Source organism: Pseudomonas sp. G(2018), from assembly GCF_005502415.1.
GTDB lineage: Bacteria > Pseudomonadota > Gammaproteobacteria > Pseudomonadales > Pseudomonadaceae > Aquipseudomonas.
Map to the genome: position 1 here is coordinate 100,474 of NZ_SCOO01000001.1, position 21,554 is coordinate 122,027.

At 58.6% G+C, this 21,554-nt stretch carries 22 protein-coding genes and 1 other RNA gene; 17 read left to right on the plus strand and 6 right to left on the minus strand.

From position 1 onward, the window contains the following. Positions 1-176: 176 nt before the first annotated feature. Entirely contained in the window at positions 177-1,097 is a 921-nt protein-coding gene (locus FFS64_RS00475; protein ID WP_171017042.1) for a GlxA family transcriptional regulator, read from the minus strand. A gap of 220 nt (positions 1,098-1,317) precedes the next feature. On the opposite strand from FFS64_RS00475, the gene FFS64_RS00480 reads away from it, so the two are divergent. Then, positions 1,318-2,454 carry an acyl-CoA dehydrogenase family protein gene (locus tag FFS64_RS00480; RefSeq protein WP_095192979.1) on the plus strand — a complete coding sequence of 379 codons (1,137 nt, stop codon included), beginning with the start codon at positions 1,318-1,320 and terminating at the stop codon, positions 2,452-2,454. A gap of 88 nt (positions 2,455-2,542) precedes the next feature. On the opposite strand, the gene FFS64_RS00485 is transcribed toward FFS64_RS00480, so the two are convergent. Continuing rightward, the gene (locus tag FFS64_RS00485) at positions 2,543-3,583 is read right to left on the minus strand and encodes an NADP(H)-dependent aldo-keto reductase (protein ID WP_137803786.1); all 1,041 of its coding nucleotides are present in this window, start codon (positions 3,581-3,583) and stop codon (positions 2,543-2,545) included. A gap of 245 nt (positions 3,584-3,828) precedes the next feature. Between FFS64_RS00485 and rplM the strand changes: the two genes are divergently transcribed. From rplM to FFS64_RS00520, 7 genes are all read left to right on the plus strand, one after another. Further along, positions 3,829-4,257 (plus strand): 50S ribosomal protein L13, encoded by a 429-nt coding sequence (gene rplM, locus FFS64_RS00490; RefSeq protein ID WP_003228062.1) that lies wholly within the window; start codon positions 3,829-3,831, stop codon positions 4,255-4,257. Between the two features lie 14 nt (positions 4,258-4,271). Next, the gene (gene rpsI, locus FFS64_RS00495; protein WP_003228056.1) at positions 4,272-4,664 is read left to right on the plus strand and encodes a 30S ribosomal protein S9; all 393 of its coding nucleotides are present in this window, start codon (positions 4,272-4,274) and stop codon (positions 4,662-4,664) included. Positions 4,665-4,932: 268 nt separating this feature from the next. Next, positions 4,933-5,526 (plus strand): ubiquinol-cytochrome c reductase iron-sulfur subunit, encoded by a 594-nt coding sequence (petA, locus tag FFS64_RS00500; protein WP_038981621.1) that lies wholly within the window; start codon positions 4,933-4,935, stop codon positions 5,524-5,526. After that, positions 5,526-6,737 (plus strand): cytochrome bc complex cytochrome b subunit, encoded by a 1,212-nt coding sequence (locus FFS64_RS00505; protein ID WP_095192982.1) that lies wholly within the window; start codon positions 5,526-5,528, stop codon positions 6,735-6,737. Before petA ends, FFS64_RS00505 begins: the two co-directional genes overlap by 1 nt. Next, on the plus strand, positions 6,737-7,519 hold the full coding sequence (locus FFS64_RS00510; RefSeq protein WP_137803787.1) for a cytochrome c1: 783 nt from the start codon (positions 6,737-6,739) through the stop codon (positions 7,517-7,519). The genes FFS64_RS00505 and FFS64_RS00510 overlap by 1 nt, the downstream gene beginning before the upstream one ends. 150 nt (positions 7,520-7,669) lie before the next feature. Beyond that, positions 7,670-8,287 carry a glutathione S-transferase N-terminal domain-containing protein gene (locus tag FFS64_RS00515; RefSeq protein WP_007989864.1) on the plus strand — a complete coding sequence of 206 codons (618 nt, stop codon included), beginning with the start codon at positions 7,670-7,672 and terminating at the stop codon, positions 8,285-8,287. Between the two features lie 16 nt (positions 8,288-8,303). Continuing rightward, the gene (locus tag FFS64_RS00520) at positions 8,304-8,717 is read left to right on the plus strand and encodes a ClpXP protease specificity-enhancing factor (protein WP_095192984.1); all 414 of its coding nucleotides are present in this window, start codon (positions 8,304-8,306) and stop codon (positions 8,715-8,717) included. A gap of 96 nt (positions 8,718-8,813) precedes the next feature. On the opposite strand, the gene FFS64_RS00525 is transcribed toward FFS64_RS00520, so the two are convergent. The 4 genes from FFS64_RS00525 to FFS64_RS00540 form a co-directional block, all read right to left on the minus strand. Then, positions 8,814-9,392, minus strand: a complete 579-nt coding sequence (locus FFS64_RS00525) for a BON domain-containing protein (RefSeq protein ID WP_095192985.1) — start codon at positions 9,390-9,392, stop codon at positions 8,814-8,816. Next, on the minus strand, positions 9,389-9,982 hold the full coding sequence (locus tag FFS64_RS00530) for a phosphoheptose isomerase (protein ID WP_095192986.1): 594 nt from the start codon (positions 9,980-9,982) through the stop codon (positions 9,389-9,391). Before FFS64_RS00530 ends, FFS64_RS00525 begins: the two co-directional genes overlap by 4 nt. 101 nt (positions 9,983-10,083) lie before the next feature. Further along, on the minus strand, positions 10,084-10,446 hold the full coding sequence (locus FFS64_RS00535) for a YraN family protein (protein ID WP_137804022.1): 363 nt from the start codon (positions 10,444-10,446) through the stop codon (positions 10,084-10,086). Beyond that, positions 10,446-12,257: a penicillin-binding protein activator gene (locus tag FFS64_RS00540; RefSeq protein WP_137803788.1), complete on the minus strand. Its 1,812-nt coding sequence runs from the start codon at positions 12,255-12,257 to the stop codon at positions 10,446-10,448. The genes FFS64_RS00535 and FFS64_RS00540 overlap by 1 nt, the downstream gene beginning before the upstream one ends. A 209-nt stretch (positions 12,258-12,466) precedes the next feature. Between FFS64_RS00540 and rsmI the strand changes: the two genes are divergently transcribed. The 9 genes from rsmI (at position 12,467) to mraY (ending at position 21,549) form a co-directional block, all read left to right on the plus strand. Continuing rightward, on the plus strand, positions 12,467-13,339 hold the full coding sequence (rsmI, locus tag FFS64_RS00545; RefSeq protein WP_137804023.1) for a 16S rRNA (cytidine(1402)-2'-O)-methyltransferase: 873 nt from the start codon (positions 12,467-12,469) through the stop codon (positions 13,337-13,339). A gap of 75 nt (positions 13,340-13,414) precedes the next feature. Then, positions 13,415-13,768, plus strand: an RNA gene (gene rnpB / locus FFS64_RS00550) — RNase P RNA component class A. A gap of 447 nt (positions 13,769-14,215) precedes the next feature. Beyond that, a complete protein-coding gene (gene mraZ, locus FFS64_RS00555; RefSeq protein WP_003205355.1) occupies positions 14,216-14,671 on the plus strand; it encodes a division/cell wall cluster transcriptional repressor MraZ in 456 nt (151 codons plus the stop codon). Beyond that, entirely contained in the window at positions 14,668-15,615 is a 948-nt protein-coding gene (rsmH, locus tag FFS64_RS00560; protein ID WP_372242153.1) for a 16S rRNA (cytosine(1402)-N(4))-methyltransferase RsmH, read from the plus strand. The genes mraZ and rsmH overlap by 4 nt, the downstream gene beginning before the upstream one ends. Then, the gene (gene ftsL / locus FFS64_RS00565; RefSeq protein ID WP_137803789.1) at positions 15,612-15,905 is read left to right on the plus strand and encodes a cell division protein FtsL; all 294 of its coding nucleotides are present in this window, start codon (positions 15,612-15,614) and stop codon (positions 15,903-15,905) included. Before rsmH ends, ftsL begins: the two co-directional genes overlap by 4 nt. Further along, positions 15,905-17,644 (plus strand): penicillin-binding protein 2, encoded by a 1,740-nt coding sequence (locus FFS64_RS00570; RefSeq protein ID WP_171017044.1) that lies wholly within the window; start codon positions 15,905-15,907, stop codon positions 17,642-17,644. Before ftsL ends, FFS64_RS00570 begins: the two co-directional genes overlap by 1 nt. Next, a complete protein-coding gene (locus FFS64_RS00575) occupies positions 17,644-19,107 on the plus strand; it encodes a UDP-N-acetylmuramoyl-L-alanyl-D-glutamate--2,6-diaminopimelate ligase (RefSeq protein ID WP_137803791.1) in 1,464 nt (487 codons plus the stop codon). The genes FFS64_RS00570 and FFS64_RS00575 overlap by 1 nt, the downstream gene beginning before the upstream one ends. Beyond that, the gene (murF, locus tag FFS64_RS00580) at positions 19,100-20,467 is read left to right on the plus strand and encodes a UDP-N-acetylmuramoyl-tripeptide--D-alanyl-D-alanine ligase (protein ID WP_137803792.1); all 1,368 of its coding nucleotides are present in this window, start codon (positions 19,100-19,102) and stop codon (positions 20,465-20,467) included. The genes FFS64_RS00575 and murF overlap by 8 nt, the downstream gene beginning before the upstream one ends. Further along, complete coding sequence (mraY, locus tag FFS64_RS00585) at positions 20,467-21,549, plus strand: phospho-N-acetylmuramoyl-pentapeptide-transferase (protein ID WP_008016698.1); 1,083 nt, start codon at positions 20,467-20,469, stop codon at positions 21,547-21,549. Before murF ends, mraY begins: the two co-directional genes overlap by 1 nt. Positions 21,550-21,554 lie beyond the last annotated feature (5 nt).

Sequence of the window (21,554 nt, forward strand, 5' to 3'; positions counted from 1 at the left end):
CTTGGAGTTTTGGGCGATGTGCGAATATGAGCAAATTTCGGTTCTACAGCACACTGAATTCGATTTATTACGTAGGAAAAAGAAACCTGAAATAAGAAGGCCTGCATTGCAGGCCTTTTTTGTACGCTCTGTTTGGCTCACCACAACCTCAGTGGGAGTTGTGTTTACTTAAAGTGCTACGCCGCTTGCTGAAACTGCTGCCGATACTGGTTGGGCGACAGTTCAGTATGTTGGCGGAACAGCCGGGCAAAGAAACTCGCATCGTCATAACCTACTTCATAGCTGATGGTCTTGATGCTTTTGCGGCTGCCGGACAGCAGGCCCTTGGCGGTTTCGATGCGCAGGCGTTGCAGGTAGTGCAGCGGTTTGTCGCCGGTGGCGGTCTGGAAGCGGCGCATGAAGTTGCGGATGCTCATGCCGTGTTCCCGGGCGACGTCTTCGAAGCGGAACTTGTCGGCGAAGTGTTCTTCGAGCCAGTGCTGGATCTGCAGGATGATCACGTCCTGGTGCAGTTTCTGGCCGCCGAAGCCGATACGTCCTGGTGAGTAGCTGCGCTGCACTTCATAGAGAATATCCCGGGCCACGGCCTGGGACACATTGGCGCCGCAGAAACGCTCGATCAGGTAGATGTACAGATCGCATGCCGAGGTGGTGCCGCCCGCGCAGTACAGGTTATCGGCGTCGGTCAGGTGTTTGTCCTGATTGAGGTAAACCCGTGGAAAGCGTTCGGCGAAGGCATTGAAGAAGCGCCAGTAGGTGGTCGCTTCCTTGCCGTCGAGCAGGCCGGCCTCGGCCAGCCAGAACACCCCGGTGGCCTCGCCACACAGTACCGCGCCGCGGGCATGTTGCTGGCGCAGCCAGGGCAGTACTTGCGGGTAGCGTTGGCACAGGGTTTCGAAGTCGTCCCAGAACGCGGGAATGACGATGATGTCAGCATTTTCCAGCCCGCCGTCCACCGGCATGATCACATCGCTGAAACTGTTCACCGGTTTGCCGTCGGGGCTGACCAGTCGGGTTTCGAAGGCCGGGACCAGGCCGTGGCCCAGTTGTTTGCCATAGCGCAGGCTGGCGAGGTGGAAGAAATCCTTGGCTTGCATGAGGGTGGAAGCGAAAACCCGGTCGATGGCCAGGATGCTGACGCGCCGCAGGGGCGTGGAGGCTTGGTTAGACATAATTCAACTTTATTCTTATAGGGGAAAGTGGTCACCAGACGGCTGGATCGTCTTATTTTTTGTCGGATGTGTCCAGTGTCCTGTATCGGACGCGGGGCTTAGTCTCTGAAGGTCAATCTCTTCTAAAAATAACGACAGGTGCCGCATGATCCCCAGAACCTTGTTCAGCTCCGAGCACGAACTTTTTCGCGACAGCGTGCGAACGTTCCTCGAAAAGGAGGCCGTGCCGTTCCATGGGCAATGGGAAAAACAAGGCTATATCGACCGCAAACTCTGGAACAAGGCAGGAGAGGCGGGGATGTTGTGCTCGCATCTGCCGGAAGAATACGGCGGACTGGGGGCGGACTTTCTCTACAGCGCTGTGGTGATCGAAGAAGTGGGACGCCTGGGGCTCACCGGCATCGGTTTCTCCCTGCATTCGGACATCGTTGCGCCGTACATCCTGCATTACGGCAGTGAAACGCTGAAACACAAATACCTGCCGAAACTGGTTTCCGGGGAGATGGTCACTGCCATCGCGATGACCGAACCGGGTGCCGGTTCCGATCTGCAAGGCGTGAAGACCACAGCGGTGCTGGATGGCGACGAATATGTGATCAACGGCTCGAAAACCTTCATCACCAACGGCTACCTCGCTGACCTGGTGATTGTCGTGGCCAAGACCGATCCGAAGGCGGGCGCGAAGGGTACCAGTCTGTTTCTGGTGGAAGCCGATACGCCGGGCTTCGACAAGGGCAAGCGCCTGGAAAAGGTCGGCATGAAGGCCCAGGACACGTCGGAGCTGTTCTTTCAGGACGTGCGGGTGCCCAAGGAGAACTTGCTGGGCCAGGCCGGGATGGGGTTCGCCTACCTGATGCAGGAATTGCCTCAGGAGCGCCTCACCGTGGCCATCGGTGGCCTGGCTTCAGCCGAAGCGGCGTTGCAATGGACGCTGGACTACACCCGCGAACGCAAGGCATTCGGCAAGGCCATTGCCGATTTCCAGAACACCCGTTTCAAATTGGCGGAGATGGCGACCGAAATTCAGATCGGTCGGGTCTTTGTCGATCGCTGCCTGGAACTGCACCTGCAAGGCAAGCTCGACGTGCCCACGGCGGCGATGGCCAAGTACTGGGGTACTGACCTGCAATGCAAGGTACTCGATGAATGTGTGCAGTTGCACGGCGGCTACGGGTTCATGTGGGAATACCCGATCGCCCGGGCGTGGGCGGATGCGCGGGTGCAGCGGATTTATGCCGGGACCAATGAAATCATGAAGGAGATTATTGCGCGGTCGCTGTGATCTGCAGTAACTGTTAGATCGTGTTCGCGAGCAAGTCAGATGAGTTCCTGTGGGAGCGAGCCTGCTCGCGAATGGATCCATGAATCAATCAAGGAGCAGGATTCGGCTGATCCTTGTGAATCGCCTCGATCCCTTCCAGTACTTCATCCGACAGTTTCAGATCAAAACTGGCAATGTTGCTGTCCAGCTGCTCAAGCGTCGTCGCCCCGATGATGTTGCTGCTCACGAAGGGTTGTTGCGTCACGAATGCCAGCGCCATTTGTGCCGGGTCCAGGCCATGTTCACGCGCCAGTGCAACATAACGGCTGCAAGCTGCTTCCGACTGCGGGTTGAAATAGCGGCTGAAGCGGCTGTAGAGGCTCAGGCGGCCTTTTGGCGGGCGGGCGCCACCTTCGTACTTGCCTGACAGGAAACCGAACGCCAGCGGCGAATAGGCCAGCAAGCCGCACTGTTCGCGAATAGCCACTTCCGCAAGACCGACCTCGAAACTGCGGTTGAGCAGGTTGTAGGGATTCTGGATCGACACCGCGCGTGGCCAGCCACGGGCTTCGGCCAGGGCGAGGAAGCGCATGGTGCCCCACGGGGTTTCATTGGACAGGCCGATGTGGCGGATCTTGCCGGCCTTGACCTGTTCGTCGAGCGCTTCGAGGGTATCCTCCAGCGGCGTCAGATTGGCTTCGATCTTGTGCTTATAGCCCAGTTGCCCGAAGAAATTGGTACTGCGCTCCGGCCAGTGCAATTGATACAGGTCGATGTAATCGGTCTGCAAGCGCTTGAGGCTGGCATCCACGGCCTCGGTGATGTGCTGTCGATTGTGCCGCAGGTTTTTGTCGCGGATGTAGTCGATGGTGTTGCCGGGGCCGGCGATCTTGCTGGCGAGGATCCAGTCGGCGCGATCGCCGCGGCTTTTGAAGTAATTGCCGATGTAGCGTTCGGTGCTGGCGTAGGTTTCGGCCTTGGGCGGCACCGGGTACATCTCGGCGGTGTCGATGAAATTGATCCCGGCGCCCTTGGCTCGCTCAATCTGGGCGAAGGCTTCAGCTTCGCTGTTTTGCTCACCCCAGGTCATGGTGCCGAGGCAGATTGCACTCACGTTCAGATTGGTCCGGCCTAGCTGGCGATAGTCCATCGGGTGCTCCTTGGGCAAAACAATCATAAAAGCAGGTTGAATTATTTTTCGCAATCTGCATAATTGCGCACCTCTTTCTGCAGTGGAAGTGATGCGCCGCCGCCGAAGAATCTTGCCGTTGAACGGACGCGCCGACCCGAGCCCCCGAAAGCGTCTGTATCCGGCTGCCTTTGACTTGTCAAAGTACGCACTATTCAGTAAGATCCGCCGTCTAATTTACAGGGCGGCCCCTGAGGCTATAAAGAATGAAAACTTTTACTGCTAAACCGGAAACAGTAAAGCGCGACTGGTTTGTCGTCGACGCTGCTGGTCAGACCCTGGGTCGTCTGGCCACCGAAATCGCGAGCCGTCTGCGTGGCAAGCACAAGCCTGAGTACACTCCTCACGTTGACACCGGCGACTACATCGTCGTTATCAACGCCGAGCAGATCCGTGTTACCGGTGCTAAAACCACTGACAAAATGTACTACTCCCACTCCGGTTTCCCGGGCGGCATCAAGTCGATCAACTTTGAAAAGCTGATCGCCAAGGCCCCTGAGCGCGTGATCGAGACCGCGGTCAAAGGCATGCTGCCTAAGAACCCGCTGGGTCGCGACATGTACCGTAAGCTGAAAGTCTATGCGGGCGCTGCACACCCTCATACTGCTCAGCAGCCCCAAGAACTGAAGATTTAACGGAATAGTTCATTATGTCGGCGACTCAAAATTACGGCACTGGCCGTCGCAAGACCGCAACCGCACGCGTTTTCCTGCGTCCGGGTACTGGTAACATCTCCATCAACAACCGTTCGCTGGATAATTTCTTCGGCCGCGAAACTGCCCGCATGGTAGTTCGCCAGCCGCTGGAATTGACTGAGACTGTCGAGAAGTTCGACATCTACGTCACCGTGATCGGCGGTGGTGTAAGTGGTCAAGCTGGCGCAATCCGCCACGGCATCACCCGCGCTCTGATGGACTACGACGAAACTCTGCGCAGCGCTCTGCGTAAAGCCGGCTTCGTAACCCGCGATGCACGTGAAGTTGAACGTAAGAAAGTTGGTCTGCGTAAAGCGCGTAAGCGTCCGCAGTACTCGAAGCGTTAATTCGTTTCCACGTTCAAAAAAGAACGCCCAGTTTCCTCACGGAGCTGGGCGTTTTTTTGTGTCTGCGATTTATCAAAGAATTGCGCTGTGACAACTTGCCACATCCGTAGAGGCCCTATACTACAAGGCTTGGCAGTGGTGCCCCAGGGTAATTACCTTGTCAGAATTGGGGCTTTTCATTACCATTCGGCAAAATTTTTATAAGTACAGAGTTTTACTTAGTAGATGCCTGATTTAACAGGCCACAAAGCTGATGGGAGAGGACTGAATGAGCAATGACGGCGTGAATGCAGGCCGGCGTCGCTTCTTGGTAGCAGCCACATCCGTGGTGGGTGCTGCAGGAGCGGTGGGGGCTGCGGTCCCGTTCGTGGGGTCATGGTTTCCCAGTGCCAAGGCGAAAGCCGCAGGTGCACCGGTGAAAGTGAATGTCAGCAAAATCGAGCCAGGCCAGCAGATGATTGCTGAGTGGCGCGGCCAGCCGGTATTCATCGTCCGCCGTACTGAGGAAATCCTGGGGAATCTGAAAAAGATCGAGGGCCAGCTGTCTGACCCGACCTCCAAGAACTCGACACAACCGACCTATGTCGATCCGGAAACCCGTTCGATCAAACCTGAGGTTCTGCTGCTGATCGGTATCTGCACGCACTTGGGTTGCTCGCCGACATTCCGTCCCGAAGTGGCTCCTGCTGACCTGGGCAAGGACTGGGTGGGTGGTTATTTCTGCCCTTGCCACGGCTCCCATTACGACCTGGCTGGCCGCGTCTACAAGTCGCAACCTGCGCCTTTGAACCTGCCAGTTCCCCCGCATTCCTATGAGACCGATGACGTCATTGTCATTGGCGTCGATACGGAGAAAGCGTGATGAGCAAGTTCATGGATTGGGTTGATGCGCGCTTTCCCGCGACCAAAATGTGGGAAGACCATCTCAGCAAGTACTACGCCCCGAAGAACTTCAACTTCTTCTATTTCTTTGGCTCCCTGGCGCTGCTCGTTCTGGTCAACCAGATCGTCACCGGTGTCTGGCTGACCATGAGCTACACCCCGTCGGCGGAAGAAGCGTTTGCTTCCGTCGAATACATCATGCGCGACGTCGAGTACGGCTCGATCCTGCGTCTGCTGCACTCCACCGGCGCTTCGGCGTTCTTCATCGTGGTCTATCTGCACATGTTCCGTGGCTTGCTCTACGGTTCCTACCAGAAGCCACGCGAGCTGGTGTGGGTCTTCGGCATGCTGATCTACCTGGCGCTGATGGCTGAAGCCTTCATGGGTTATCTGCTGCCGTGGGGCCAGATGTCCTACTGGGGTGCCCAGGTGATCATCTCGCTGTTCGGTGCGATCCCGGTCATCGGTAACGACCTGACCCAGTGGATCCGTGGTGACTACCTGATTTCCGGTATCACCCTGAACCGCTTCTTTGCCCTGCATGTGGTGGCCTTGCCGATCGTGATTCTGGGGCTGGTGGTGCTGCACATTCTGGCGTTGCACGAAGTAGGTTCGAACAACCCGGACGGCGTGGACATCAAGAAGCACAAAGACGAAAACGGCATCCCGCTGGACGGCATTGCCTTCCACCCGTACTACACCGTGAAAGATATCGTCGGTGTGGTGGTGTTCCTGTTCATCTTCTGCTTTATCGTGTTCTTCTTCCCGGAAATGGGTGGTTACTTCCTCGAGAAGCCGAACTTCGAGCCGGCCAACCCGTTCAAGACACCTGAACACATCGCTCCGGTCTGGTACTTCACGCCTTACTACGCGATTCTGCGGGCGGTCCCGGACAAGCTCCTTGGTGTTATCGCCATGGGGGCGGCCATTGCGGTGCTGTTCGTCCTGCCGTGGCTGGACCGCAGTCCGGTCAAGTCGATGCGCTACAAAGGCTGGATGAGCAAAATCTGGCTGGTGGTGTTCTGCATCTCGTTCGTGATCCTCGGCATTCTGGGTGTTCTGGCCCCGACGCCAGGCCGAACGTTGCTGTCGCAGGTATGTACCTTCCTGTACTTCGCCTACTTCATTCTGATGCCGTTCTACACCAGGCTCGAGAAGACCAAACCGGTTCCGGAAAGGGTGACTGGCTGATGAAAAAGCTATTTGCGGTATTGATGCTTGCTGCGCTGCCAGTGTTCGCGTTCGCTGCTGGACAAGGTGGCCCGGAACTGGAAAAAATCGACATCGACGTGTCCGACAAAGCTGCCATGCAGGATGGTGCGCGTACATTCGCCAACTATTGCATGGGCTGCCATAGCGCCAAGTTTCAGCGCTACGAGCGTGTTGCCGATGACCTGGGCATTCCTCACGAACTGATGCTTGAGAAGCTGGTATTCACCGGCGCCAAGATCGGCGACCACATGAACATCGGCATGCAACCGGCTGACGCCAAGACCTGGTTCGGAGCGGCGCCGCCGGACCTGACCCTGGTGGCTCGCGTTCGCGGTACCGACTGGCTCTACGGTTACCTGAAGTCGTTCTATGAAGATCCGTCGCGCCCTTGGGGTGTGAACAACAAGGTCTTCCCGAACGTCGGCATGCCTAACGTCCTGGTCGGCCTGCAAGGTCGTCAGGTCATCGGTTGCAAACAGGTTCAGATCGTCGAAGACGGCAAGAAGCAATATGATCCGTTGACCGGTACGGCGCTGACTCATGAAGCGTGCGATCAGTTGACCATCGTGCCGAAGAGTGGATCTTTGACCGAAGAGCAGTTCGATGAGAAGGTCAAGAATCTGGTAACCTTCCTGGCTTACTCGGCTAACCCGGTTAAGCTGCAACATCAGCGCATTGGTACCTATGTATTGCTGTACCTGGCGTTCTTCTTCGTATTCGCTTACTTGCTCAAGCGTGAGTACTGGAAAGACGTGCACTGATAACGCTTCAAGCAATTGCTGTTAATCGCGCGCGCCCAAGGGCGTCTCTGAAGGTGTAACGAGTCTGGCTGGCCAGGCGTTACGGGAGACGCCCTCTGGGCGCGCTCGTTTTTCCGCTTTCGATTATTTTTACAAGCGAGGAGGATCGCCATGGGCGTGACCAATCGGTTGGCCTGTTACTCCGACCCCGCCGACCACTATTCCCACCGGGTGCGAATCGTACTGGCAGAGAAGGGTGTCAGCGCCGAGATCATTTACGTGGAAGCTGGCCGCCAGCCGCCTAAACTGATCGAAGTGAACCCTTACGGCAGTTTGCCCACCCTGGTCGATCGTGACCTGGCGTTGTGGGAATCTACGGTGGTAATGGAATATCTGGATGAGCGTTACCCGCACCCACCGTTGCTGCCGGTTTATCCAGTGGCGCGTGCCAACAGCCGTCTGTTGATGCATCGCATACAGCGAGACTGGTGTGGTCTGGTGGATCTGATTCTGGATTCGCGGACCAAGGAAGCCGCTCGTGCCGTGGCGCGCAAGGAATTGCGCGAAAGTCTGACCGGCGTGTCGCCGTTGTTCGCCGACAAGCCGTTTTTCCTCAGTGAGGAACAAAGCCTGGTGGATTGCTGCCTATTGCCAATACTCTGGCGATTGCCGATTCTGGGTATAGAACTGCCACGGCCAGCCAAGCCGTTGCTTGATTACATGGAGCGCCAGTTTGCGCGTGAGGCTTTCCAGGCGAGTCTGTCTGGTGTCGAACGCGACATGCGCTAAGGCTTAAGGAGCCGCTATGAACTCCAGTCGACCTTATCTGGTCCGCGCGCTCTACGAGTGGATTGTGGACAACGATTGCACCCCGCACATGCTGGTCAATTCCGAGTATCCGTCGGTCCAGGTGCCGCAAGGGTTTGCCAGTGACGGGCAGATTGTCTTGAACGTATCACCACAAGCCGTGCGCCATTTGCACATGGATAACGAAGCGGTGAGCTTTGAAGGTCGCTTCGGTGGTGTGCCGCATACGCTGTATGTGCCTATCGCATCGATCCTGGGTATCTACGCTCGGGAGAACGGTCAGGGTATGGTGTTCGATCTGGAATCGCCTCTGGAAGATGAGGATGAGATCGAGCCGGATGATGATATTCCGCCACCTGACAGCGAGCCGCCGCGTCCCAGCGGTCGGCCGAGCCTGAAAGTGGTGAAGTAATAAAAAAGGCGATCCGCAAGGATCGCCTTTTTTATTGCTTGTAGGAGCACAGCTTGCCGGTGATGGCGATTTCAGAATCGCCACCGCCGAGGAGGCTCAGTCGATGTACTCAAACAGCTTCACGATCTTCTGAACGCCGGAAACACCCTGCACCAGATTGGTTGCTTGTGCCGCTTCCTGTTTGGTCAGCAAACCCAGCAGGTAGACGATGCCATTCTCGGTGACAACCTTGATGCGCGAGCCGGGGATGTTCGGGTCGGCGAGCATCTGGGTTTTGATCTTGGTGGTCAGCCAGGTGTCGTTCTGGCGTGCCAGCAATGAGGAGGGCGGCAGAACCTGCAGTTCGTTGTGCACCGTCTTCACGCGCTGGACAGCGGCAGCGGCCTGTTCGGCCTTGGCCTTGAGGTCTGCGCGCGGCGTTTGCCCGGCGAGCAGCACGACGCCGTTGAAGCTGGTGACGACGATGTGCGAGTCGTTATCCAGTGCCGGGTCGGCCTTGGCGACGTTTACGCCAACCTTGGTGTCGATCAGGGAATCGTCGATCTTGCTGCCGAAGGTGCGGGTGCCACGGTCATCTTCAATCGGTGCTTCGCGGCTGGCTTTAACCACCGAGGTGCAGCCGCTGATGCCGAGGCACAGGGTCAGGGCCAGTAGGCCGAGGCGATTAGGGGTCATTCTTCACTCCCGAACAGTTGGCTGTCGATCAAATCGCAAAGGCAATGGATCGCCAGCAGGTGGACTTCCTGAATACGTGCGGTGACGTTGGCCGGTACGCGAATCTCCACGTCCTCGGGCAATAGCAGCGACGCCATGCCGCCGCCATCGCGACCGGTCAATGCTACGACAATCATTTCGCGATCATGTGCGGCCTGAATCGCTTGAATAATGTTCGCCGAGTTACCGCTGGTGGAAATTGCCAGCAGGACATCCCCCGGCTGGCCGAGGGCACGGATCTGCTTGGAGAACACTTCGTTGTAGCTGTAGTCGTTGGCGATCGAGGTGATCGTCGAGCTGTCGGTAGTCAACGCAATGGCAGGCAGGCTCGGGCGCTCGCGCTCGAAGCGGTTGAGCAGTTCGGAGGAGAAGTGCTGGGCGTCGCCGGCGGAGCCACCGTTGCCACAGGAAAGCATTTTGCCTTCATTGAGCAGGGCGTTGACCATGACCTGGCTGGCTTGCTCGATGTGCGGTGCAAGTACTTCCATCGCCTGTTGCTTGGTGTCGATACTGGCCTGAAAAAGCTGGCGAATTCGCGATTGCATGTCCATCTGTGTGACCTTAATGAGCGCGGCTGTCCGGCACGTGAATGTGCAGCCCGCAAAACAAAGAGCAAAAGTGTTGGGTGTTATCCGGTTCGGGGTGCAAGCGATCAGCTGTCGAAGGCATTTTGTAACCAGTTCAACTGATCGAGGTCGCTATCAATGGCAACCACGTCGAAACGGCAAGGGGAATTGGCCCAGCGCGACTCGCGCTGAAGAAAATACTGCGCGGCAAAAATCAGTTTCTGCCGTTTGCGCTCATCGATGCTATCGAGCGCGCCACCCCATTGAGTGTTTTTTCTGTAGCGAACTTCAACGAATACTACTGTATCGCCATCTAGCATGACCAGATCAAGCTCGCCGCGTTTACACAACCAGTTCTGCGCCAACAGGCGCAGACCTTGTTGTTGAAGATGGCCGAGCGCCTGGTGCTCGGCATCCTTACCACTTTGCTGGCGTGACCTGTCAGGCATCAGCGCGAAGTGTCCGGCAGGCGTTGAACCTGACCGTTGACGAACTCGGCCCATGGCAACTGCCGCACGACGCGCTGGTTCTGCGTCATGCCCAGGCTGCCGGATTGGCCTTCGATGCGGCTGTCCGGCAGGGTCTTGAGTTGCCCCAGGCGTGGTGCCAGGCGATAGGCGTCGACACCCATTGCGTACAGGCGACCCAGGCTGCCGGCCGCTTGAGGCCATTGTGCCGTGACCTGTTTGCGCAGCGGATCATTGGCATCCAGAAGCCATGGGGTTTCGCAGAAGCGGATACCGTTCATGTCGTTGTACTGGTTCACGTCACCGCTGGCGCTGAACACGTGGGATGTAGCGTAAACCGGAACATCGCCCGCGTACTGAAAGTTAAGGGTCGGTTTGATTTGCTGGGCCTGTTGCGGCGTGGCGGCCAGGAAGATGAACTCGATGTCCTGGCGACGGGATGGCTGGGCGGCGACTTGCGAACCTACCGTGCTTTGCAGGCTCTTGGCGCGACCTTCGCTCTGGCGCAGCTGGAACATGTCGGCAATTTGCTGGGCCAACTGAACCGGCTGGTCGACACGTTCGGTGGCAACGATGCTGCCGCCATTGGCCTGCCAATCCTGGCTGAACGCCCGAAGTACGCGGTCGCCCCATTCGCCTTTCGGCACCATGATGGCTGCGCGATGCAGGCCGTCAGCGCGGGCGCGGCGGGACACTTCACGGGCTTCGTCTTCGGCTGCAAGACCAAACTGGAACAGTTGCGCCGGACCTTGTTCACCTTCGCTGTAGTTCAGCGCCAGGGTCGTGATCGGCAATTGCGGGCGAGTACTCAGCTGTTTGACCAGCGGCTTCTCCAGTGGGCCGACGACCAGTTGCACGCCATCGGCCTGAGCCTTGCGATAGAACTCGTCGAGGGAGGTCAGGCGCGAGCTGTCATAGAATTCGATGGCGGGTGGTTGCTGTCCGGCTTGTTGTGCCTGGTAGTGAGCGGCCATGAAACCTTCGCGCAATGCTTTGCCGACCGAGGCCAACTGGCCGTCTTGCGGCAGCAGCAGGGCGATCTTGCTCAGGGGCTGGCTGGCCAGTTCCTTGAGTTTGGTCAGTGGCAGTGGCAATTGAATGGCAGCTGGGTGTTTCGGGTTCTGCTTGCGCCAGTTGTCGATGGCGGCCTGCTGCTGTTCCAGGGTGCCGGCAGTTTTTACCGCCAGTGCCAGGGTCATCCAGCCGCCGAGGTCATCGGTGGTGCCTGGTTGCAGTTGGTCGGTCGGTAGCGAGGCGATCAGTACCCAGATGGCTTCGTGGTTTTTGCCGGCGGCTTCGCCGCTGAGCATCGGTGCGATGAAGATGCGTTCCCGGGCGGCAGCGAGGGTCTGGCCATCGGCTTCAAGAGCGCGAGCGCGAACGGTGCCGGTACGGACTTGTTGCTCTTCCGGCAATTCCCCCAGGCGCTGCAGGCTCGGATGGCTCAGGGCGGTCAGTGCAGCTTTCGGCTGGTTGCGGGTCATGGCCAATTCGGCGGCCAGTGTGTTGGCGAATACCTGCTGGCCGGGCTTGAGTTGCTCCACCGGCACTTGCTGCAGGATCTGCGCTGATTGGGCGGCGTTGCCCTGGCGGTAGGCCAGGTCTGCTGCGCTCAGGCGCAGCAAGGCGGCGTCTTCCGGCGATTTGCTTTGGGCGGCCTTTTCAAGCAGTTGCTCGATACTGGCATCCGGGGTTCGTGGGAGTTCGCCAAGGCTGGAGGAGGGCGAGCTGGCGCAAGCCGCCAGCAAGGCAGCGAGGCAGAGGGCAGTGAACAGCCGCAGGCAAGCGATCATGTAAGTGTTCCTGATACTCGATCAAATTAGCGTGGAATTGTACCCAAGCGCTGGCCGGGGCGCGATGTTGCTGGCGTGAATCGATCAATTTAGCTGGTGTAAATGTTGCGATGCTGCACAAACAGTCGCAAAAGCTGATGGTGCTTGCACATATCGCCAGCGTCGCTACGCGTTACAATGGCGGCTTTATCGATCATGAGGTGTGCGCTTTGACTGCTCCAGGTGCTTTGAATTCCGCTGCTGGCTCGCTTTATGTGGTGGCGACGCCCATCGGCAACCTGGATGACATCAGTGCGCGTGCGCTGAAGATTCTTCGCGAGGTTGCATTGATCGCCGCCGAAGATACCCGGCACTCTCAGCGCTTGATGCAGCATTTCGGCATCCCTACGCCACTGGCAGCGTGCCATGAGCACAACGAGCGTGATGAAGGCAGCCGTTTCATTACCCGCTTGCTCGCGGGTGATGATGTGGCGCTGATCTCCGATGCCGGAACGCCGCTGATTTCCGATCCGGGTTATCACCTGGTGCGCCAGGCCCGCGCGGCCGGGATCAATGTGGTGCCGGTTCCGGGCGCCTGTGCATTGATTGCGGCATTGTCGGCTGCGGGGCTGCCGTCGGATCGTTTCATCTTTGAAGGCTTCCTGCCGGCCAAGGCTGTGGGGCGACGCGCTCGTCTTGAGGCGATAAAGGAAGAGCCGCGCACACTGATTTTTTATGAAGCCCCGCACCGCATCCTTGAATGTTTGCAAGACATGGAACTGGTGTTCGGTGCCGACCGCCCCGGATTGCTGGCGCGCGAGCTGACAAAGACGTTCGAAACCCTCAAGGGCTTGCCGCTGGCCGAGTTACGCCAGTTCGTCGAGTCGGACAGTAATCAGCAGCGCGGCGAATGCGTGGTGCTGGTAGCGGGATGGTCGGCTCCCGAGAGCGAGGACGCTGTCAGCAGCGAAGCGATGCGCATCCTCAACCTGTTGCTTGAGGAAATGCCGCTCAAGCGTGCCGCGGCATTGGCGGCGCAAATTACCGGTGAGCGCAAGAATGTACTCTATCAAGTTGCGCTGGATAAGCAGAAGGGCGAGTAAAACCCGACGCGCAGGCGTGGCTGAAGGCGTTTAGCGCTTGTTCTTCGGGCGCTCTGCCGTTAACCTTCGCGGCGGAGAGTCGATCGGACAGTCGCTGCCCTCTATGAAAATTAGGGGGGGGAGGAAAGTCCGGGCTCCATAGGGCGAAGTGCCAGGTAATGCCTGGGAGGCGTGAGCCTACGGAAAGTGCCACAGAAAATAACCGCCTAAGCGCTTCGGCGCCGGTAAGGGTGAAAAGGTGCGGTAAGAGCGCACCGCACGTCTGGCAACAGTTCGTGGCTAGGTAAACCCCACTTGGAGCAAGACCAAATAGGGTCCCAAGGCGTGGCCCGCGCTGGGACCGGGTAGGTTGCTAAAGATGTCCAGTGATGGCCATCGTAGACGAATGACTGTTCAAGACAGAACCCGGCTTACAGATCGACTCTCCACCTTTTTTCTACCCTCTGCTTAAATCATTTGAGCGGGGGGCGGTGATTGCCATTTCCCTTCGTGCAGATCACGATAGAAGGCGTTTTGTGATATCGATTAGCCTGCTCTGGTAACGAACGCATAAACTCGATGCAGCACCCGATTTCTCCCCCTTTCAAAACGTCGGCATAAGCACTTTCGTAATACCGAAAAAATCTTACTCTTAATAAATTACTTTAACTTTCGAACGCAGCCTTCTGTGCTGATTCAAGTTATCGGGCTGGTGCATCTGCCGGATTTTCGTTGTCCCTCCTTTTATGCTCCTAAATCTCAGTTCTGTAAGGGTTTTCCTTTAATCCGCGCCTTGACGGTGTGGTGGGCGCATTCCTATAGTGTGCGCAAGTGGCGGAAAGTGGCATGAAGTGGGTTTTTTGAGCGTAAAACGCTAATATTTGGAGAAACGCTGACGTGTTTCGCGGAGCCAACGCTATCAGTCTCGATGCAAAGGGCCGTCTCGCCATGCCGAGCCGGTACCGTGACGAGCTCGTTTCGCGTAGTTCCGGTCAGTTGATCGTCACAATTGATGCCGTTGATCCGTGTTTGTGTGTTTACCCCCTCGATGAGTGGGAAATTATTGAAACCAAACTGCGCGCACTGCCTTCGCTTCGCGAAGAGAACCGCCGTCTGCAACGTTTACTGATTGGTAATGCCGTCGACCTCGAGCTCGATGGCAGTGGTCGTTTTCTGGTTCCGCCGCGTCTTCGTGAATATGCCAAGTTGGATAAGCGAGCGATGTTGGTAGGCCAACTGAACAAGTTCCAATTGTGGGACGAGGATGCCTGGAACGCGGTTTCTGCCGCCGACCTGGCTGCTATTCAACAACCGGGCGCCATGCCTGATGAACTGCGTGATTTGATCCTGTGACTATTGATAGCGGCTTTAACCACATCACCGTACTGCTTGACGAAGCCGTTGAGGCTCTCGCCGTACGTCCTGATGGCTGCTATCTGGATGGCACGTTCGGGCGCGGCGGACATAGCCGGATGATCCTCAGCCGACTCGGTCCTGATGGTCGGTTGCTCGGATTCGACAAAGATCCTCAAGCGATTGCCACCGGGCAGACGCTAGCGGCCGAAGACGGCCGCTTTGTCGTTGTGCAGCGCAGCTTTGCCGAGCTTGGATCCGAAGTCGCGGAGCGTGGTTTGCACGGTAAGGTCAGCGGCGTTTTGCTTGACCTCGGCGTGTCTTCGCCACAACTCGACGATCCTGAGCGCGGCTTCAGTTTCCTCAACGACGGTCCTCTGGACATGCGTATGGACCCGTCCCGCGGGATCAGTGCGGCGGAGTTCGTCAACAGCGCGCCGGTGGAAGAAATCGCCCGTGTGTTCAAGGAATACGGCGAAGAGCGTTTTTCCGGGCGCATGGCCCGTGCCGTGGCCGAGCGTCGCGACATCAAGCCGTTCGAGCGCACCGCCGATCTGGCTGAAGTGTTGAAAGTCGCCAACCCGGCCTGGGAAAAGGGCAAGAACCCTGCTACCCGTGCGTTCCAGGGCCTGCGTATTCACGTAAACAACGAACTGGGCGATCTGGAAGCCGGCCTCGAAGCCGCTCTGGAGTGCCTGGAAGTGGGTGGCCGCCTGGTGGTGATCAGCTTCCACTCGCTCGAAGACCGTATCGTCAAACTGTTCATGCGCAAGCTGGTGAAAGGCGAAGCCGACAACCTGCCGCGCAATCTGCCGGTTCGGCATGTCGCCTTCGAACCGAAAATCAAAGTCCATGGCAAAGCGCAGACGGCCTCCGACGCCGAACTCAAGGCCAATCCACGTTCCCGTAGCGCTGTCATGCGTGTGGCGGAGAAGCTGCGGTGAGCAAGCTTTTCGCCAAGCCACTGCCCGGCGGAAGCTTTTTCATGCTGCTGCTGTTCATTGGCGTACTCGTGTCTGCCGTCGGCGTGTCCTACAGCGCGCACTGGAATCGTCAGCTGCTGAACTCGCTGTACAACGAGTTGAGCGTGCGCGACAAGGCCCAGGCTGAGTGGGGTCGGTTGATTCTTGAGCAGAGCACCTGGACGGCCCATAGCCGCATCGAAGTGCTGGCCACCGAACAACTGAAAATGCGCATTCCCGGTGCCGCCGAAGTTCAGATGGTGGCGCCATGATGAAACTCGAAGGTGCACTCTTTCCCTGGCGGTTTCGCCTGGTGCTGGGTCTGCTCGGTGTCATGGTCGCGGCGATCGCCTGGCGCATCATCGATCTGCAAGTGGTCGACCGTGACTTCCTCAAAGGTCAGGGTGACGCGCGCAGCGTTCGTCACATTCCGATTCCGGCTCACCGTGGTCTGATCACCGACCGTAACGGCGAGCCTCTGGCCGTCAGTACGCCGGTGACTACCCTGTGGGCCAACGCCAAGGAAATGCAGCTGGCCAAGGAAAAGTGGCCGGCACTGGCTGCTGCGCTGGGGCAAGACCCGAAAGCCCTGGCCGAGCGTCTCGAAGCCCAGGCCAATAAAGAATTCATTTACCTGGTGCGCGGGCTGACGCCTGAGCAGGGTCAGGCTGTGCTCGACTTGAAAGTGCCGGGGGTTTACGGCATCGAAGAGTTTCGCCGTTTCTATCCGGCCGGTGAAGTCACCGCCCACATGGTTGGTTTTACCGACATCGATGACCATGGTCGAGAAGGTGTTGAACTGGCCTATGAGGAATGGCTTGCCGGAGTTCCCGGCAAACGACAGGTCATCAAGGACCGGCGCGGCCGGCTGATCAAGGATGTCCAGGTCACCAAAAACGCCAAGGCCGGAAAGCCCTTGGCGTTGTCCATTGACCTGCGTCTGCAATATCTGGCGAACCGCGAACTGCGCAACGCAATCATCGAGAACGGCGCCAAGGCCGGCAGCCTGGTGATCATGGATGTGAAGACCGGCGAAATCCTTGCCATGGTCAACCAGCCGACCTACAACCCGAACAACCGCCGTAACCTGCAACCGGCGATGATGCGTAACCGCGCGATGATTGACGTATTCGAGCCGGGTTCGACCATGAAGGCGATCTCCATGAGCGCCGCTATCGAAACCGGGCGCTGGAAGCCGACCGACAGTGTCGAGGTGTATCCGGGCACTTTGCAGATCGGGAAATACACCATCAAGGACGTCTCCAAGACCGAAGGTCCGGTGTTGGATATGACCGGCATCCTGATCAATTCCAGTAACGTCGGCATGAGTAAGGTCGCGTTCGATATCGGCGGTGAAACCATTTTCCGCCTGGCGCAAAAACTTGGCCTCGGCCAGGACACTGGCCTCGGCTTCCCGGGCGAACGCGTCGGCAACCTGCCGAACTACCGTGAGTGGCGTAAGGCTGAGACCGCCACGCTGTCCTACGGCTACGGTATTTCCGTGACGGCGATCCAACTGGTGCATGCCTTCTCGGCCTTGGCCAACAACGGCCGCCTCGCACCGCTGACACTGATCAAAACCGACAAAACACCACAAACCACTCAGGTGTTGCCGGAAACGGTCGCGAAAACCATGCAGACCATGCTGCAACAAGTGATCGAGGCTCCACGCGGCGTGTTCCGGGCGCAGGTGCCGGCCTATCACGTGGGCGGCAAGTCCGGTACGGCGCGTAAAACCTCGGTCGGCACCAAAGGTTATGCCGAGAATTCCTACCGCTCGCTGTTTGCCGGTTTCGGTCCGATGAGCGATCCGCGATACGCCATCGTGGTCGTCATCGATGAGCCGACCAAGGCTGGTTACTACGGTGGTCTGGTTTCGGCGCCGGTGTTCAGCCGCGTGATGTCCGGCACCCTGCGCCTGATGAATGTCACCCCGGACAATTTGCCACCTGTTCAACAAGCCAACGCCACCCCGGTCGTTCCGCTGAAAGCCAATGGAGGGCGCGGCTGATGTCATTAAGTCTGAACAAGATATTTCCCCACGCCGGGCACGATCTGTTGATCCGTGAATTGGCACTCGACAGCCGCAACGTGCGCGCCGGTGACCTGTTTCTCGCGGTGCCGGGCGGCAGGTTCGACGGTCGCTCGCATATCGGCGATGCATTGCAGCGCGGTGCCGCTGCCGTAGCGTATGAAGTGGAAGGCGCCACCGTGCTGCCGATTACCGACGTGCCATTGATTCCGGTCAAAGGCCTGGCGGTGCAGCTGTCGGATATCGCCGGACGCTTTTATGGCGAACCCAGTCATCACCTGAACCTGATCGGTGTGACCGGCACCAACGGCAAGACCAGCGTGACCCAACTGGTGGCCCAGGCGCTGGACCTGCTCGGCCAGCACTGCGGCATCGTCGGCACCCTGGGTTCCGGTTTTTACGGCGCGCTGGAAAGCGGCCTGCACACCACGCCGAATCCGATTGCCGTGCAAGCGACCCTTGGCGACTTGAAAAAGGCCGGCGCCAAAGCGGTGGCCATGGAAGTTTCGTCCCATGGCCTGGACCAGGGCCGGGTCACCGCGCTGGCGTTCGATGTGGCGGTGATGACCAACCTGTCCCGCGATCACCTGGATTATCACGGCACCATGCACGCTTATGGCGAAGCCAAGGCCAAGCTGTTCGCTTGGAACGATTTAAAATGCCGGGTGGTTAACCTCGACGACGATTTCGGCCGGCAATTGGCCGCCGATAAGCGTGAGTCGCGCTTGATCACTTACAGCCTGCTCGACAAAAGTGCCTATCTGTATTGCCGCGAAGCACAGTTCGACGACGAAGGGGTGCGCGCTACGCTGGTCACGCCGCAGGGCGAGCACCATCTGCGCAGCACCTTGCTCGGTCGATTCAATCTGAGCAACGTGCTGGCCGCCGTTGGCGCCTTGCTCGGCCTGGAGTACGCACTGGACGAAATTCTCAAGGTATTGCCGAAACTCGAAGGCCCGGCCGGTCGCATGCAGCGCCTCGGCGGCGGTACGCAACCGCTGGTGGTGGTCGATTACGCCCACACCCCGGATGCCCTGGAAAAAGTCCTGACGGCCTTGCGCCCACACGTCAAAGGTCGCTTGCTGTGCCTGTTCGGCTGCGGCGGCGACCGCGATCGCGGCAAGCGTCCGTTGATGGCCGAAGTGGTCGAGCGATTGGCCGACGGCGTGCTGGTCACCGACGACAACCCGCGTACCGAAGATCCAGCGATCATTTTCGACGACATCCGCGCCGGTTTCACGGCTGTGGACAAAGTCACTTTCGTTGCCGGACGTGGCCAGGCGATTGCCCAGCTGATTGCTGGAGCGTCGGCCGACGACGTGATCGTGCTGGCTGGAAAAGGTCACGAGGACTATCAGGAAATCAACGGCGAGCGCCATGCCTTCTCTGATCTGGTCGAGGCCGATCGTGCCTTGACCGTGTGGGAGGTTGCCCATGCTTAAAGCGTTGAAACTCAGCGAACTGATTGGCGCATTGAGCGGCCGTTTGATCGGTGCCGATGCCAGCTTCGACGGCGTCAGCATCGACAGTCGCGCCATCAAGCCGGGCCAGCTGTTTATCGCTTTGGCCGGTCCGCGTTTCGATGGTCATGACTATCTCAATGACGTGGCGGCCAAAGGCGCCGTGGCGGCACTGGTCGAACGCGAAATCGCCGACAGCCGCTTGCCGCAGTTGCTGGTGGGCGACACCCGTCAGGCGTTGGGGCAACTGGGCGCACTGAATCGTTCGGCATTCATTCAGCCGGTTGCAGCCGTCACCGGGTCCAGCGGCAAGACCACGGTCAAGGAAATGCTCGCGAGCATCCTGCGTACCCGCGGTCCGGTACTGGCCACCCGTGGCAATTTGAACAACGACCTCGGCGTTCCGCTGACCCTGCTGGAGCTGGCGCCGGAACACACCGCTGCCGTGATCGAACTGGGTGCATCGCGCCTGGGTGAAATTGCCTACACCGTCGCCATGACCAAGCCCCACGTGGCCATTCTCAACAATGCCGGGACTGCCCACGTTGGCGAGTTCGGCGGGCCGGAAAAAATCGTCGAAGCCAAGGGCGAGATCATCGAAGGGCTGGATGCCGATGGCGTCGCCGTACTCAATCTGGATGACAAGGCGTTCGAGATCTGGAAGAAACGCGCAGCCGGCCGCAAGGTACTGACGTTTGCCCTGAGCAACAACCGCGCAGATTTCCATGCCAGCGATCTGACCACCGACGCTCGTGGCTGCCCGGCGTTCAACCTGCATACACCCGAAGGTGTGGAGCGCGTTCAGTTGAACTTGCTCGGCACCCATAACGTTGCCAATGCCATGGCGGCTGCGGCTGCCGCCCATGCGCTGGGCGTGTCGCTGTTCGGCATCGCCACGGGCCTGGGCGCGGTGCAACCGGTCAAGGGGCGCACCGTCGCGCAACTGGCCAGCAATGGCATGCGCGTGATCGATGACACTTACAACGCGAACCCCACCTCCATGTGCGCCGCCGTTGATATACTGGCCGGCTTTTCCGGTCGCACCGTTCTGGTGCTCGGAGATATCGGCGAGTTGGGCGATTGGGCGGAGCAGGGGCATCGCGACGTGGGCGAGTACGCCCGGGGCAAGGTTTCTGCGCTGTTCGCGGTCGGGCCAATGATGGTTCACGCCGTCAACGCCTTCGGCCCACAGGCTTTTCACTTCAGCACACAGGCTGAGCTGATCAAGGCCTTGGGCGCCGAGCAAGACACAAACACCACTATTTTGATCAAGGGCTCGCGCAGCGCTGCGATGGAAAACATCGTCGCCGCTTTGTGCGGGACCAGCCTGGAGAAACATTAATGCTGCTGCTGCTAGCGGAGTATCTGCAACAGTTCTACAAAGGCTTCGCGGTCTTCCAGTACCTGACCCTGCGCGGGATTCTCGGTGTACTGACCGCGCTGGTTTTGTCGCTGTGCTATGGCCCGTGGATGATCCGCACCCTGCAGAACCGTCAGATCGGCCAGTCCGTTCGCAACGATGGCCCGCAATCGCACCTGTCCAAGTCGGGCACCCCGACCATGGGCGGCGCGTTGATTCTGTCTTCCATTGGCGTCAGTACCCTGTTGTGGGCTGACCTGACCAACCGTTATGTCTGGGTCGTGCTGCTGGTGACCCTGTTGTTCGGCGCCATTGGCTGGGTCGATGACTACCGCAAGGTGATCGAGAAGAACTCTCGTGGCTTGCCGAGCCGCTGGAAATACTTCTGGCAGTCGGTGTTCGGCCTGGGCGCGGCGATCTTCCTTTATATGACCGCCGCGACGCCGGTTGAAACCACCCTGATCCTGCCGATGCTCAAGGACTACAGCATTCCGTTGGGTGCAGGCTTCATCGTCCTGACCTATTTCGTGATCGTTGGCTCAAGCAACGCGGTCAACCTGACCGATGGCCTCGACGGCCTGGCGATCATGCCGACCGTGATGGTCGGCGGTGGCCTGGGGATTTTCTGCTACCTGTCGGGTAACGTGAAATTCGCCGAATACCTGCTCATTCCATACGTACCGGGCGCCGGTGAGTTGATCGTGTTCTGCGGCGCGCTGATCGGTGCGGGTCTGGGCTTCCTGTGGTTCAACACCTACCCGGCGCAAGTCTTCATGGGTGACGTCGGCGCACTGGCGCTGGGCGCGGCCCTGGGCACCATTGCCGTGATCGTCCGTCAGGAAATCGTCCTGTTCATCATGGGCGGTGTGTTCGTGATGGAAACCCTGTCGGTCGTCATTCAGGTGGCGTCCTTCAAGCTGACCGGTCGCCGCGTATTCCGCATGGCGCCGATTCACCACCACTTTGAACTCAAGGGCTGGCCCGAGCCGCGCGTGATCGTCCGTTTCTGGATCATCACCGTAATTCTCGTGCTGATTGGCCTTGCCACCCTGAAGCTGAGGTAGAAACA

What these genes read in the sequence shown, in the direction of transcription:
- FFS64_RS00540 (WP_137803788.1), bottom strand. Translation starts at nt 12,257, where the DNA reads ATGATCGCTTGCCTGCGGCTGTTCACTGCCCTCTGCCTCGCTGCCTTG.
- mraY (WP_008016698.1), top strand. Translation starts at nt 20,467, where the DNA reads ATGCTGCTGCTGCTAGCGGAGTATCTGCAACAGTTCTACAAAGGCTTC.
- FFS64_RS00485 (WP_137803786.1), bottom strand. Translation starts at nt 3,583, where the DNA reads ATGGACTATCGCCAGCTAGGCCGGACCAATCTGAACGTGAGTGCAATC.
- FFS64_RS00520 (WP_095192984.1), top strand. Translation starts at nt 8,304, where the DNA reads ATGAACTCCAGTCGACCTTATCTGGTCCGCGCGCTCTACGAGTGGATT.
- FFS64_RS00570 (WP_171017044.1), top strand. Translation starts at nt 15,905, where the DNA reads ATGAAACTCGAAGGTGCACTCTTTCCCTGGCGGTTTCGCCTGGTGCTG.
- FFS64_RS00515 (WP_007989864.1), top strand. Translation starts at nt 7,670, where the DNA reads ATGGGCGTGACCAATCGGTTGGCCTGTTACTCCGACCCCGCCGACCAC.
- murF (WP_137803792.1), top strand. Translation starts at nt 19,100, where the DNA reads ATGCTTAAAGCGTTGAAACTCAGCGAACTGATTGGCGCATTGAGCGGC.
- rpsI (WP_003228056.1), top strand. Translation starts at nt 4,272, where the DNA reads ATGTCGGCGACTCAAAATTACGGCACTGGCCGTCGCAAGACCGCAACC.
- FFS64_RS00530 (WP_095192986.1), bottom strand. Translation starts at nt 9,982, where the DNA reads ATGGACATGCAATCGCGAATTCGCCAGCTTTTTCAGGCCAGTATCGAC.
- FFS64_RS00475 (WP_171017042.1), bottom strand. Translation starts at nt 1,097, where the DNA reads ATGCAAGCCAAGGATTTCTTCCACCTCGCCAGCCTGCGCTATGGCAAA.
- FFS64_RS00525 (WP_095192985.1), bottom strand. Translation starts at nt 9,392, where the DNA reads ATGACCCCTAATCGCCTCGGCCTACTGGCCCTGACCCTGTGCCTCGGC.
- rplM (WP_003228062.1), top strand. Translation starts at nt 3,829, where the DNA reads ATGAAAACTTTTACTGCTAAACCGGAAACAGTAAAGCGCGACTGGTTT.
- FFS64_RS00575 (WP_137803791.1), top strand. Translation starts at nt 17,644, where the DNA reads ATGTCATTAAGTCTGAACAAGATATTTCCCCACGCCGGGCACGATCTG.
- FFS64_RS00505 (WP_095192982.1), top strand. Translation starts at nt 5,526, where the DNA reads ATGAGCAAGTTCATGGATTGGGTTGATGCGCGCTTTCCCGCGACCAAA.
- FFS64_RS00510 (WP_137803787.1), top strand. Translation starts at nt 6,737, where the DNA reads ATGAAAAAGCTATTTGCGGTATTGATGCTTGCTGCGCTGCCAGTGTTC.
- FFS64_RS00535 (WP_137804022.1), bottom strand. Translation starts at nt 10,446, where the DNA reads ATGCCTGACAGGTCACGCCAGCAAAGTGGTAAGGATGCCGAGCACCAG.
- petA (WP_038981621.1), top strand. Translation starts at nt 4,933, where the DNA reads ATGAGCAATGACGGCGTGAATGCAGGCCGGCGTCGCTTCTTGGTAGCA.
- FFS64_RS00480 (WP_095192979.1), top strand. Translation starts at nt 1,318, where the DNA reads ATGATCCCCAGAACCTTGTTCAGCTCCGAGCACGAACTTTTTCGCGAC.